Genomic DNA, 13231 nt, shown 5'->3' on the forward strand with positions numbered 1-13231 from the left:
ACGCTCACAACTTCCCCTTAGATTTGGCAGCTTTAGATGTTGCTCCTGTAGCTCTTACCGCTCCTGCTATCAACGGTTAATTCTGAAGTTTAGCTCTCATCAAAAAGCGCTCTCCCAAATTGGGAGGGCGCTTTTAATTTAAGTTAGTAACAGATACTGTTATGGAGTTGGATAAAAACTCCGAGACATTGTTGATAATTACTAAAAAATAGCGAAAAATTATACAAAAAACAAAGACAAACTTTGTAAGAACTCTAGGTAGAATACATAAGCCTCACCTTTTTCCTCAAAATCATGGGCAATATTTTTGGTCATTTATTTCGCATCAGTACTTTTGGCGAGTCGCACGGCGGCGGTGTGGGGGTTGTGATTGATGGTTGTCCTCCCCAACTAGAAATTTCGGCAGAAGAAATTCAAGTAGAACTAGATAGAAGGCGTCCCGGGCAAAGTAAAATTACAACGCCTCGCAAAGAAGCGGATACCTGCGAGATTTTATCAGGGGTATTTGAAGGCAAAACTCTGGGAACGCCTATATCAATTTTGGTGCGGAACAAAGACACTCGTCCCCAAGACTATGATGAGATGTCGGAGAAATATCGGCCTTCTCATGCGGATGCAACTTATGATGCAAAATATGGCATTCGTAATTGGCAAGGTGGGGGTAGATCGTCAGCGCGTGAGACAATCGGAAGAGTAGCAGCAGGTGCGATCGCTAAAAAAATTCTTCGTCAAGTCGCCAATGTCGAAGTTATCGCTTATGTTAAGCGCATCAAAGACTTGGAAGGTGTAGTTGATCCAAATACTGTCACCTTAGAACAAGTGGAAAGCAATATCGTTCGCTGTCCCGATCCTGAATGCAGCGATCGCATGATTGAATTAATTGAGCAAATAGGTAGACAAGGTGATTCTATCGGCGGTGTAGTAGAGTGTGTAGCCCGAAATGTACCAAAAGGTTTGGGCGAACCAGTATTTGATAAATTGGAAGCTGATATAGCTAAGGGTGTCATGTCTCTTCCTGCTAGCAAAGGCTTTGAAATTGGTTCGGGTTTTGGGGGAACACTGCTAACGGGAATTGAGCATAACGACGAATTTTATATCGATCCAAACGCTGAAATCCGCACACTAACAAACCGTTCTGGTGGTATTCAAGGGGGAATTTCTAACGGAGAAAATATCATTTTGCGAGTTGCATTTAAGCCGACAGCAACAATTAGAAAAGAGCAGAAGACTGTAACTCGTGAAGGTGAAGAAACCCTATTAGCAGCCAAAGGACGCCACGATCCTTGTGTATTACCGCGTGCAGTGCCTATGGTTGAGGCAATGGTGGCGTTGGTACTCTGTGACCATTTGTTAAGGCATCATGGGCAATGTAAGGTCTTGTAGACACTACACATCTACAAAAAATATTTAACAAACTTTGGGGGTAAAAGGTTGCATAGCTTCTATCAAGCAGCGCCAATAATGCCTAAGCTAAATCCCCGTTACAAAACGTAATTGTAAATTGGTTTAATTTACTGGGGTGGCTATTTTACATCTAAAGTTAGGCAAAGGCACAAAATTAGCGATCGCTATGCCAATACTGACAGGACTTACGCACAAGGAACGGAAAATCGAACCTTATTAGGACACATCCACGTAGGAATAAGAGTTTGAGAGTTTTTCTTGCCTAAGTCCTAACTGAGTGCAAGGCAATGCCCCATTCCTAATTCCAATCCTGTTCCTCTTTCTTGCCGCGACTTTTGTAAATTCCCCCCAAATTGTGAATTTGGCGAGTTTTCTCAAAAAGCTCGGCCTCGGTCAAACCCCACTGCTGCAAGGCTTTATCTAGGTCTTTTTGGATATCTCTTGCCCCTGGAAACCCTTGATAACGCATTCGCAGCCTAGCTAATTCTGCTAAGTTATAGTCTGTCGCCTCTTGAGCGAGTAAAATATCAATAAGGGAGCGATCGCCGTTATAAAGAGGATGTTGTTGGTCTTTACCTGCGGGTGCATTAGTCATCATGAGTGCTGAGTGTCGTTAGCGGATAGCTATGGTTGAGCCAGTCCTAAGTCCTGAGTTTTAAGTTTAGCCCAGAGCTAAGGAGCAGAAAAGCCAAAAGAAAATCATCTTCTACAGTGACAAGCTAATTGTCAAATTGAGAACTCCTAACTCCAAACTCCTAACTCTTCTTAGACGGCTACTACACCTGATGTCTTACGGCTCTCACCACTGCCACTGAAGTTTAAATAAAGTTACATTAGTCCTTAAGAAAATACAAAAAACTTTAGATGAGGGTGAATTTTATCTCACCCAAAGTCCAAGCACCGAGGGAGCAAGAACCCATTATGTTTGAACACTTCACTTCCGAAGCCATTAGAGTAATTATGTTAGCTCAAGAGGAAGCACGTCGCCTGGGACACAATTTTGTAGGAACTGAACAAATTCTCCTGGGTTTGATGGGAGAAGGAACTGGAGTTGCTGCTAAAGTGCTGGCGGAATTAGGCGTTACCCTCAAAGATGCACGTCGCGAGGTAGAAAAAATTATTGGTAGGGGTTCTGGCTTTGTACCACCAGAAATTCCTTTTACTCCCAAAGTAAAAAGCCTCTTCGAGCAATCGTTTAAAGAAGCTCATAGTCTGGGACAAAATTACATTAACACTGAACACTTACTCTTAGGATTGACCGAGGCTGGTGAAGGTGTTGCCGCCAAAGTACTGCAAAATCTAGGAGTTGACTTCAAGACTGTCCGCAGTGCCATAGTTCGCCGTTTGGGTGAAAATGCACCAGCCATAGCTGGTGGTGGTAGTCAAAAGCGCACCCAACCATTAACGATGGAAGAATTTGGTCGGAATTTGACCAAATTAGCCCAAGAAGGCAGACTCGACCCCGTAGTAGGTCGTGAGAAGGAAATTGAGCGGGCGATCCAAATCCTCGGTCGCCGCACCAAGAATAACCCAGTGTTGATTGGAGAACCCGGAGTTGGTAAAACTGCGATCGCAGAAGGTCTAGCTCAACGGATTATCAACCAAGATGTTCCCGAAAGTTTGCAAGACAAGCAAGTTATCAGCCTCGACATGGGGTCATTGGTAGCTGGAACTCGCTTCCGTGGCGATTTTGAAGAACGCATCAAAAAAGTCGTGGAAGAAGTCCGCACTGTGGGCAATATCATCTTGGTAATTGACGAAATTCACACCTTGGTTGGCGCTGGTGGTACAGAAGGTGGTTTGGATGCAGCCAACATCCTCAAACCTGCCTTAGCACGAGGTGAACTCCAGTGCATCGGCGCAACGACCCTTGATGAGTATCGGAAGCATATCGAGCGTGATGCTGCCCTAGAGCGTCGTTTCCAACCGATTAAGGTTGGGGAGCCATCCGTAGAGGAAACCGTACAAATTCTTTACGGTTTGCGCGGCGCTTATGAACAGCACCACAAAGTCACAATTTTGGATGCGGCACTTGTAGCAGCAGCAGAATTATCAGACCGCTACATTAGCGATCGCTTCTTGCCAGATAAGGCAATAGACTTAATTGATGAAGCTGGTTCTCGCGTTCGTCTGCGGAACTCTCAAATTTCTCCCAATAAAGAACTCAAGCGTGAACTAGCTGGCGTTACCAAAGAAAAAGAAGCAGCAGTCAGAGTTCAAGATTTTGACAAAGCTGTAACCCTGCGCGACCAAGAGTTAAAACTTGCAGAACAACTGGAAGCAACGTTTGCCCAAAACGATCAACCTGTCAACTCTACTGTAGTTGACGAAGAAGACATCGCCCAAATCGTTGCCTCTTGGACTGGCGTACCAGTCAACAAGCTTACTGAATCTGAATCAGAGTTGCTCCTGCACCTAGAAGACACTCTGCATCAACGGCTTATCGGTCAAGAGCAAGCAGTCTCGGCTGTATCTCGCGGTATCCGTCGCGCCCGTGTCGGCTTGAAGAATCCCAATCGTCCCATTGCTAGCTTTATCTTCTCTGGTCCTACCGGAGTCGGTAAAACAGAATTAGCGAAGGCATTAGCTGCCTACTTCTTCGGTGCGGAAGACTCGATGATTCGCTTAGACATGTCCGAATACATGGAAAGCCACACCGTTGCCAAGCTAATTGGTTCGCCTCCTGGTTATGTGGGATACGACGAAGGCGGACAACTTACAGAAGCCGTGCGCCGGAAACCATACTCAGTGCTGCTATTTGACGAAATAGAAAAAGCACACCCCGATGTATTCAATATGCTGCTCCAACTATTGGATGACGGTCATCTTACGGATGCCAAAGGTCGGAAAGTAGACTTCAAGAATACGCTGATCATTTTGACCTCCAACATCGGTTCCAAGGTGATTGAAAAAGGTGGTAGTGGTTTAGGCTTTGACTTCGATACTCAAGCCGACGCTAGTTATAACCGCATCCGTACCTTGGTAAATGAAGAATTGAAAGCTTACTTCCGTCCAGAGTTCCTTAACCGTCTCGATGAAATTATCGTCTTCACCCAGCTTTCTAGGGATGAAGTCAAGCAAATCGCTGAGATTATGCTTCGTGATGTTGCTAAACGCTTGACAGAAAAAGGAATTATCTTAGAAGTTAGCGATCGCTTCAAAGACCGTGTAGTACAAGAAGGCTACAATCCCAGTTATGGTGCTAGACCATTACGCAGGGCAATTATGCGCCTCCTAGAAGATTCTCTCGCCGAAGCAATGCTGTCTGGTGAAATTACAGATGGAGATACAGCGCTTATCGATGTTGATGATGACTCTCAGGTAAGAGTGAAAAAATCAGAAAAACGAGAATTACTCTTGGCAAATGTTGGCTAATTTTATACCCGATCGCTTTTTGCTGTAATATTTGAGAAATACTCTAGCCCTTCGGGTTTGCCAGTCGCTCATGGGGTAAACCCCCAAGACCGCGCAGGCTCACCTCTGATGTAAGTAGAGGCATAAGCAGGGGCATCTCCGACAAACATAAAGTGAAATGGTATTATTTATCACCCCTAGTAGAAATACTGGGGGCTTTTTTTATCCACAAATCATTGGGATATTGATTTCTCTGTCAACAATTCTGATGCTGCTTCACCCTCACCCATCTTATCAGAATTACCAGATGTAGAAAAACCATCTGCTACATCTTTGATAAAACCAGCTACAGGTACCGCGACTAGTAAACCCAAGACTCCACCAACATTGGTTCCTACAAGCAAAGCAATTAACACCCATATTGGTCTGATACCAGTAAATTTGCCCAAAAGCCGTGGTGCGATCGCCTGATCAATTACCTGATCGATGACAACAGCTAGCGCAAAAACCTTCACTGCTAGCCAAAAGTCATGTGTGGCTATTATTAAAGTTATTACAACAAGACTGACGACATCGCCAAAGGGAATTAAACTCAAAAGCCCAACCCCTAAACCAAAAAGTAAAGCAAACTGGACTTGAAAAGCTAAAAATAATAATGTTAATGAAACTCCCATCAGCAAAGCCAAACTTCCCTGACCAATCAAGTAATTTTGAAAATTTTGTTGAATAGATTGGCTTATCTTCTGAGCAAAACTTCCAGGTAGCTTTTTAAATATCGCCTCCCAAATCCTTGGGCCATCTAACAACAGATAGAAAGTCAGTACTATTGTGATTAATGCCTCAGAGATACTATCAATCGTATCTATGATAATGCTTAAAAGTTTATCTGAAAGAAACTCTAATTCATTGGGTAATTTATCAGTTAATTGGGTTAATAACTGACTTATATTCACATTTAATTTGTGCCTAAAAAACCAATCATTTAAAATCTGAAGTTTTTCTTTGCTAGAATCAATCCATTGGGGAAATACTTTCACCATATCATTAAATTGCTCTAAAACAATGGGAACCAAAGTTATACCCAGAGCAGCGATAATTATCAATGCTGATATAAAAACTAAAGCTACTGCATAGCCACGTTTCACTCCTCGCTTTTGGATAATGGCAACAGGATAGTTTAAAACGAATGCAAGCAAAGTAGCCAAAACAAGAATTGTTACAACAGGTTGAAAATTTTTAACCAGTAAAAATGCTAGCCAAGCATTGAGAAACACTAGAGGAAATAACAGCGTAAAAATTAACCATTTAAGTAATTGATTCAGTGAAAAATTCATAATTAATTTAGAAATCAAAATTATTTCAGTTACTAGATTGAACCTGGTAATTAAATATGTTCAAGGCTCAGAATTTGCAGCAGTCCCAACAACCGCCTCAGAATTCATTCTGAGGCTTGATAGCTAAAGTCTATCTATTGAAGACTGGGTAAGGTTTATAGCCCATTAAGTGTGGATTTTTGCTATTAGCCAGAGAATTTATTCTCTGGCAAGAAAGTGGGCAGTGCAAGATATAACTAAGGGTAAGTACTTGAGAAAAATCTTCCCCCATTCCCTACTCCCCATTATTCCAATTACTAACTTTTAGCAAGAGCTAAAAATTCCTCCTCATTTATTCGCCCTGCTTGATACAGAGTATTAGTAATTTCCGAAATAGTTAAAACCGCATGACTGCGATAACCATTTTGCTGTAACCTATCTTTCACCCCTTGTTCATGGTCGATAAATACCACAATATCATTAACTTTTAATCCTGCTGATTCCAACTTTCCTGCCCCTTCCATGACACTTTTACCACTGATGAGAATATCGTCAACCACTACAACTGTTTCACCAGGATGAAAGTTACCCTCAATTACTCTCCGAGTTCCATGTGCCTTCACCTCTTTACGAGGAAAAATCATCGGACAATGAAGGCGCAAAGCTAAACCAGTCGCAGTAGGTAAAGAACCATAAGGAATACCTGCTAACCTATCAAAAATGAGATTCTTCAAAATATCCTGATATGCAGTGAGAACTTGATTAAAAACTTGGGGATTGGAAATAATTTTGCGTAAGTCGATGTAATAAGGAAATATAGCTCCTGATGCTTGGACAAAGCTGCCAAACATAATGCAGTCAATATCATAAAGTTGTAAAATCAAATCTTGGTAGGGATGCTGATTTAGGAAACAAACATCAGGGAACCACACAGAACATGTAGAATTTTCATAAATAATTTCAGTTTTTATTTGATTAATTTCTCCGCGTAAAGACTGGACTCCTTTAGATAGTTGGGTATTTCCCAACATATCTTGAGGAACAGGAATCAGCAAACCATCACCGTTAGCATTCAAACCTGCTTCTAAAATTTGCTTCAGGTTTGCGCCTTCGGCCCAGATGCTACGCGCCATAATAATTCGTTCAGGCGCGATCGCTCGAATAAGTGCTAAAATTTCAGGATTTGTAGTTCCCACCTCCAAACCCAATTGTTCTGGAGTTCCCCAGGTTTTTGATTCTTTTACCACCTGTAAATAAAGGGGTGATTCGTTTGTCGGATATTGCTGTAAAGCTTCTGCACCTGGATTAGAAGTACAGCATAAAATAAATACCGCTTTACCCTGATAGACCAAAAAGGGGGCTACATGATCTTGTCCTGTATAGGGACTGAGAGTGATTGCATCCAGCTGCCATTGTGTAAACACAGTTTGGGCAAAAATGGTACTAGTATTTAAGTCACTGTGTTTGGCATCTAAAATTACTGGAATATGAGCTGGAATAGCTGCTAAAGTTTTGTACAGCAATTCTAAACCGGGAATACCTAATGCTTCGTAAAAGCCAAGTGTCGGTTTATAGGCACAAACATAATCAGAAGTTTCTCCAATAATGAATTGCAACCATTTCTCTAAACCAGTCATGAGTTCTTCAGATTGATAACGCACAGGCATCATCTCTGGATTTGGATCAAGTCCTACAAATAGTAAGCTTTGATTTTGCAAGATATTACGATTCAATTTATCAAAAAAGTTCATTTTTTTATTTTAAAAAGAGCCATTAGTCATTGGTCATTCGTCATCAGTCATTAGTCATTGGTCACCGCGTCTTCCCATCTCCATGACCATAGTTTGTTTACGAAAACATTGATTCTGTTAATTCAGCACCACCAGCTTTACGTCCTAAACGTGAGTGAATTACTACAAATAAGATAACCATCGGCACGGAGGCAAAGTGAACAATTCGCAATGCTTGCCAATCGCCAAAGAAATCGACAATCCAGGGAAATTGAGCAGGTTTATACATTCCTATTCCTGTAAATAACGCTAGCAGTAAAATAGGAATAATTGCTGTATAAACAATTCGATGCCAAGCATAAATTAGACGTTGGGAATTTTGACTTTTTTGTAATGCTTTGAGGTCATTAGCACCTACAAACCGATGTCGCCAGCGCCGAGTAATTAGAATGTAAATTCCATACCACAAGAGATTTAGCGAAAATAGCCACATTGCTGCAAAATGCCAGTGTCTACCTCCTGCAAGCCAACCTCCTAAAGTAAATATCGGAGGAATGTGCAAACCTGCACGTCCACCAAAAACAGGGTTGGCGTTGTAAATTTGTAGTCCACTGGTGAGCATGATAAATAGACTAATGATGTTACACCAGTGGAAAATTTTCGCTCCGATCGCTTGGTTGGGTGGTTTTCGAGTTTGAGAGGGGGTTAGTGTCATAGGTTTGGACTGATAAAATTTGCTGTTTATCTGTCTTGGGTAATCTAGTCGAGTAAATTTGGGGGTGGGCATTACTCAGCTTTATTTTCCCATCCTCTGACTCAGTATTCTGACATTGATGGTCTACCATCTGCTGTTTTAACTGTCAGTTTAAGTGTGGCTGAGGTTGTTCTAAGTTAAATTTTCAAAATTGGGCGATGTCTAGGATGGGCTATTGGGTGGCGTTGCTAAGATGGTGTAACCTTTTTTAATGCCCACGATTAAAGATATTCTATCCAGTGTATCTCTAAGGGCGATCGCTAATCGGACTGATATGAAGGAAACATGGATTTCTCGGCGCCGGATGATTCAATTGCCTGGATTAATTATTGATCGTCATATTTCAGCACCGGACGAGCTTGAATTCCAATACTGCTCGGTTTTTGGATTTTTCGATAGTGTTTTAGACCTGTAGAGACGCGAAATTTCGCGTCTCTACACAAGGTTTTTAGTCTTATCCGAGCAGTATTGGCTTGAATTCCCCGGATGCAAGCATCATCTGCTTTGTCTAGTGTTAAGCGATCGCAATCAACAAAAAATCACTCGCATCGGCGAACAAGAATCGCAAAAACCTAAAAGCTGGCGTGTTTTCTAATAGCGGTATAGTGTCTTGCTGTTGTATTCATCTCAATGACCAACTCTGTGCCTTGACCTAATTGAGAATTACACTTAAGTTTACCTTGATGTTTCTCAACTATAATTTCTCGACTAATTGATAGCCCTAATCCTTGACTTTTGCCTACTGGTTTAGTTGTAAAAAATGGTTCAAATATATGTCTTTGGATATGGGGAAGTATGCCTTTACCATTGTCATAAATGCGGATTATAATTTTGTGTTTTTTCCCTAGTAGTTTATCATTTACCCAAACTTCATTACTCTTGACTAATGATAAATGACTACTAATAATTTCTGTATGAATAAAAATATTGGGAGTAAAGGAATAATCATGTTTCATCCTTTCTTCTAAGGCATCAATGGCATTAGTTAAGATGTTCATGAATACCTGATTAAGTTCACCAGGATAACATTCGATTAAGGGCAATTCCCCAAATTGTTTAATTACTTCAATCCCGGCTCTATCAGGCTTTTCTTTCAAACGATGCTGCAAAATCCTCAGAACACTATCAACTCCTTCATGCAGGTCAACCTTTTTCATTTGACCTTCATCAGAGGTTGAAAAATTCCGCAAGGCGAAAACAATTTCTTTAACGCGCTCAGAACCGGCTCGCATTGACCACAGCAATTTTAAAAAGTCTTTCTTGACAAAACCAAGGTCAAGGCGTTGCAGATGTAAAGCTATGACTGGTGTCGGTGTGGGATAGTGATGTTGGTAAAGTTCAATGATTCTGATTAAGTCTTCAGCGTATTGACTCGCAGGATGGAGATTGCCGTAGATGAAGCTAACGGGATTGTTAATTTCGTTAGCCATATCCGCCACCAGTTGACCGAGGTTAGCCATTTTCTGGTTCTGCAATAACTGCTTTTGGGTATATTTGAGTTCTTCGAGGGTACTTTCTAGCTGCTGTGATTTTTCCCTTACTTGGTCTTCGGTAGACTGGAGTTGTGCAAATAGTTGGTATTGTTGAGTAGCGTAGGCGCAGCCCTTCGTAGACATCGCTTTATTCTGAGTAATATCCTTGTGCGTCCCCGCCATCCGCACTGGCTTACCGGATTCATCGCACTGAAATACTTTCCCACAAGCCAGAATCCACTTCCATTCACCCGATTTAGTCAACATTCGCAATTCGACTTCAAACACAGGTGTGCATCCTTCTAGGTAATCGTGCAATACCTGGCGAATTCTCGGTAAATCCTGTGGATGTACAAGTTGCTCAAAGGATTTATACTCATTGTTGATTTCGTCTACTCCATACCCCAGAATGCCTTTCCACTGTGGATCGTAATAGGTTTTGTTGGTTACTAAATTCCAATCCCACAACCCCAAGCCACTGGCTATTAATGCCATTTGTAAGGCGGCTTGTGAGCATTGACAAGTATCTAAATTTTCTTGAGATAAGTCTTTTGGTTCTGGGAAACTCTGGGAATCTTGTACTGATAGAGCTTCCGGTTCATGGGTAGCGGGTTTTTCGATATGCATAGCTGCTGGTACGATGAGGATGATATCCTGTAGCTCTCTCTACGCTGTCTTAGCACCCTGACGATCTAGTTATGGATAAATCATCTACTTAGTTGATTAGGCTGTCACTGCCCATATCATCAATTTGGATGAAATTTAGAGAAAGGTAATGCGATCGCAGTGGCGATTTTTTAGAAAAAAAATAGCTCCATTGTGTGCATCTACATTCTAAGATATGTCTAAAAAAAGTAGTTCAAATCACATATAATTACCTAAAAACTCGAAAAAATTTGTAAAAAAAATTCTATGCTGAAGTCATGTCAAATGTTTCAGAATACAAAAAAATTGTCAAGCCTTGTTTATAGCTTTTTGGGAAAAGACTGGCTGCTATCCATAGAAGGCAGGGTACATTGAGTTCCAAAGAATAATGGTGTGAGAAAATTTCATGCTTTGGAGCCGATGAGTAATGACTATAGATGAAGTAGTATTGCTACTAAAAGCGAGTCAATCAACCGGTTTAACGACACTCCAAGAGATTGTATTGCGTTCTTCGTGGTCAGGAAAAACCTACACGAATATAGCCTGTGAAGCTGACTACGACGAGGAACGTGTCAGTAAAATTGCTGCTCATTTATGGCAATTATTGAGTGCTTTTTGCAAAGAACCGATAAATAAATCAAACTTCCGCCAGACTGTAGAAAATCATCGTCTTAGCAAAGCACATCAGCAGTTAGTTAAGGAATTCAACAAAGCAGCCACAGCTATATCCTTAGAATTTCCTAGTGGGCCAGTATCCCTTAATTCCAGATTTTACATCCCTCGCTTGCCAATTGAAGAACTCGCCTACGCAGAAATGGCTGAACCTGGAAGTCTCATCTGCATCAAAGCACCGAAAAAAATGGGGAAAAGCTCTCTGATTTTGCGGTTGCTTGTACGCGCTAACAATCAAGGCTTTCGCACTGTAACTTTGGATTTTCAGCAAGCAGATAAAGCAGTATTTGCCAGTTTGGATACATTTTTGCGCTGGTTCTGTGCTAAGGTCAGTCGAGAGTTAGAGCTAGAACCAAAACTCAATGATTATTGGGATGAAGATATGGATAGCAAAGTGAGTTGTTCTATCTATTTCCAACAGTATTTACTCTCTGCGCTCTCAAGTCCCCTTGTTTTGGTAATGGATGGAGTGGATTGGCTGTTTGAGTATCAAGAAATTGCTGGAGAATTGTTACTATTGGTGCGATGGTGGTATGAGCAAGCCAAAGGGGTAGAAGTTTGGCAAAAACTGCGTCTAGTTATGGTTTATTCAACGGAAATTCTTGTTGGGATAAAACAGACTCAATCACGATTTAATATTGGTTTACCGATTAAGTTATCTCCCTTTACAAAAGAGCAGGTGCTGGATTTGGCACTACGTCACGGCTTGGATTGGACAGATGGTAAAAATGTCGAGAGTTTGATGGCAATGGTGGGAGGATATCCTTATTTGCTGCGATTGGCTTTTTATCACCTTGTGGGTAAAGGGGGATTAGAAGGAGATTTAGAACAGCTATTGCAACAAGCACCCACAGAAGCAGGAATTTATCACGAGTATTTAAACCAGTTTGTCTTAGTGCTACGAGATGAGCCAGAATTGCAAGATGCTTTTTATGAGGTAATTAACGCTACAAATTATGTGCAATTACCAGCATTGGCATGCAAATTGCAAAGTATGGGGCTAATTAATTTAGAAGGCGATCGCTCTACTGTTGCGTGTGAATTATATCGTTTATATTTTCGACAATATCTGAAAATGTAATGACTTCTTGCCATTCAATGAGTTGTCCCATATATCCGCTATTAGTTTTTGTATATTTTGCAGTGTATGTAATTAACATTTTTGTGTTGGTGAGGATAAGTGAACCGCGTCCATCTTGAAAACTGTAGATATTCCATATGAAAAGAAAAACCCTCATCCCCCAGCCCCTTCTCCCAAATTTGGGAGAAGGGGAGCCGCAAAGTTGTCCCTCTCGCAAGAAGAGAGAGGGATTTAGGGTGAGGGCGGTACATTTGCAGGTAGAATTCCTGTTTGCAAAGGAGTGATAGCTTTTGCATCAACTTTGCGCGAGTGTGAGGATGAATTACGCTCAACGCTAGAAGAGTGGATTTTGCTTGGGTTAAAGCTGGGACATTCTCTACCAGTAATTGATAATATTGACCTCAACAAGCAGCCGACTCTTGAACCAATGGATACCGTGTAAGCGTCGGTATTTTGTGAAAAAATTGCCATCGCTTGGCTTTGATGGCCTTTTTTTTGGAACAAGACATCAGTTTATGGTTTACGGAGAATATCGCCTAACTATTCCCTCTAATGATGAGTACTCTGTACCGCAATTGCGGCTGATGATTCGGGAAGTTGAGGTGATTTTAAAGCGGGAAATCACGTTATAAGAATGGAATAGCCTTTAGAATTTGCCGAGAAGCGATCGCTCTTGATATAGTTTAATGAGTTTTAGGGGAGCGATCGCTCTCAGAACAAGAATAGCCGAGTTCAGAACAAGAATAGCCGAGTTCAGAACAAGAATAGCCGAGTTCAGAACAAGAATAGCCGAGTTCAGAACAAGA

General features: G+C 41.4%; 10 protein-coding genes and 1 pseudogene. 6 read left to right on the top strand and 5 right to left on the bottom strand.

Annotated features, from left to right (window positions below; all coding sequences use genetic code 11):
* A pseudogene (locus V7K32_RS19680) lies at nucleotides 1-80 on the top strand (photosystem II protein D1); the annotation flags it as partial.
* Between the two features lie 214 nt (nucleotides 81-294).
* Nucleotides 295-1383, top strand: a complete 1089-nt coding sequence (aroC, locus tag V7K32_RS19685) for a chorismate synthase (RefSeq protein WP_334995486.1) — start codon at nucleotides 295-297, stop codon at nucleotides 1381-1383.
* A gap of 319 nt (nucleotides 1384-1702) precedes the next feature.
* Here the strand turns inward: aroC and V7K32_RS19690 are convergent, their stop codons facing one another.
* Nucleotides 1703-1999, bottom strand: coding sequence for a DUF3288 family protein (locus tag V7K32_RS19690; RefSeq protein WP_334995495.1), 297 nt, complete (start codon nucleotides 1997-1999; stop codon nucleotides 1703-1705).
* 326 nt (nucleotides 2000-2325) lie between these two features.
* Between V7K32_RS19690 and V7K32_RS19695 the strand changes: the two genes are divergently transcribed.
* Nucleotides 2326-4779: an ATP-dependent Clp protease ATP-binding subunit gene (locus V7K32_RS19695; RefSeq protein WP_334995487.1), complete on the top strand. Its 2454-nt coding sequence runs from the start codon at nucleotides 2326-2328 to the stop codon at nucleotides 4777-4779.
* Nucleotides 4780-4991: 212 nt separating this feature from the next.
* On the opposite strand, the gene V7K32_RS19700 is transcribed toward V7K32_RS19695, so the two are convergent.
* The 3 genes from V7K32_RS19700 to V7K32_RS19710 form a co-directional block, all read right to left on the bottom strand.
* Nucleotides 4992-6092, bottom strand: coding sequence for an AI-2E family transporter (locus V7K32_RS19700; RefSeq protein ID WP_334995488.1), 1101 nt, complete (start codon nucleotides 6090-6092; stop codon nucleotides 4992-4994).
* A 296-nt stretch (nucleotides 6093-6388) separates the two neighbouring features.
* Nucleotides 6389-7822: a bifunctional orotidine-5'-phosphate decarboxylase/orotate phosphoribosyltransferase gene (locus V7K32_RS19705; RefSeq protein WP_334995489.1), complete on the bottom strand. Its 1434-nt coding sequence runs from the start codon at nucleotides 7820-7822 to the stop codon at nucleotides 6389-6391.
* A gap of 97 nt (nucleotides 7823-7919) precedes the next feature.
* Nucleotides 7920-8516, bottom strand: a complete 597-nt coding sequence (locus tag V7K32_RS19710; RefSeq protein ID WP_334995490.1) for a cytochrome b/b6 domain-containing protein — start codon at nucleotides 8514-8516, stop codon at nucleotides 7920-7922.
* Nucleotides 8517-8766: 250 nt separating this feature from the next.
* Here V7K32_RS19710 and V7K32_RS19715 point away from each other — a divergent pair, with 250 nt between their 5' ends.
* The gene (locus V7K32_RS19715; RefSeq protein ID WP_334995491.1) at nucleotides 8767-8970 is read left to right on the top strand and encodes a hypothetical protein; all 204 of its coding nucleotides are present in this window, start codon (nucleotides 8767-8769) and stop codon (nucleotides 8968-8970) included.
* A 157-nt stretch (nucleotides 8971-9127) separates the two neighbouring features.
* Here V7K32_RS19715 and V7K32_RS19720 read toward each other — a convergent pair whose 3' ends face one another.
* The gene (locus tag V7K32_RS19720) at nucleotides 9128-10654 is read right to left on the bottom strand and encodes a PAS domain-containing sensor histidine kinase (protein WP_334995492.1); all 1527 of its coding nucleotides are present in this window, start codon (nucleotides 10652-10654) and stop codon (nucleotides 9128-9130) included.
* A 445-nt stretch (nucleotides 10655-11099) separates the two neighbouring features.
* On the opposite strand from V7K32_RS19720, the gene V7K32_RS19725 reads away from it, so the two are divergent.
* Together V7K32_RS19725 and V7K32_RS19730 are read left to right on the top strand one after the other, a co-directional pair.
* Nucleotides 11100-12425 (top strand): AAA-like domain-containing protein, encoded by a 1326-nt coding sequence (locus V7K32_RS19725; protein WP_334995493.1) that lies wholly within the window; start codon nucleotides 11100-11102, stop codon nucleotides 12423-12425.
* A gap of 280 nt (nucleotides 12426-12705) precedes the next feature.
* Nucleotides 12706-12867 (top strand): hypothetical protein, encoded by a 162-nt coding sequence (locus V7K32_RS19730; protein ID WP_334995494.1) that lies wholly within the window; start codon nucleotides 12706-12708, stop codon nucleotides 12865-12867.
* Nucleotides 12868-13231: the final 364 nt, after the last annotated feature.

Origin of the sequence: Nostoc sp. (assembly GCF_036917635.1) — a bacterium.
Taxonomy (GTDB): Bacteria; Cyanobacteriota; Cyanobacteriia; order Cyanobacteriales; family Nostocaceae; genus Nostoc.

Bases quoted from the DNA above. Each gene is read 5' to 3' on its own strand.
- aroC (WP_334995486.1), top strand. From the start codon at position 295: ATGGGCAATATTTTTGGTCATTTATTTCGCATCAGTACTTTTGGCGAG.
- V7K32_RS19695 (WP_334995487.1), top strand. From the start codon at position 2,326: ATGTTTGAACACTTCACTTCCGAAGCCATTAGAGTAATTATGTTAGCT.
- V7K32_RS19715 (WP_334995491.1), top strand. From the start codon at position 8,767: ATGCCCACGATTAAAGATATTCTATCCAGTGTATCTCTAAGGGCGATC.
- V7K32_RS19700 (WP_334995488.1), bottom strand. From the start codon at position 6,092: ATGAATTTTTCACTGAATCAATTACTTAAATGGTTAATTTTTACGCTG.
- V7K32_RS19705 (WP_334995489.1), bottom strand. From the start codon at position 7,822: ATGAACTTTTTTGATAAATTGAATCGTAATATCTTGCAAAATCAAAGC.
- V7K32_RS19710 (WP_334995490.1), bottom strand. From the start codon at position 8,516: ATGACACTAACCCCCTCTCAAACTCGAAAACCACCCAACCAAGCGATC.
- V7K32_RS19690 (WP_334995495.1), bottom strand. From the start codon at position 1,999: ATGACTAATGCACCCGCAGGTAAAGACCAACAACATCCTCTTTATAAC.
- V7K32_RS19720 (WP_334995492.1), bottom strand. From the start codon at position 10,654: ATGCATATCGAAAAACCCGCTACCCATGAACCGGAAGCTCTATCAGTA.
- V7K32_RS19725 (WP_334995493.1), top strand. From the start codon at position 11,100: ATGACTATAGATGAAGTAGTATTGCTACTAAAAGCGAGTCAATCAACC.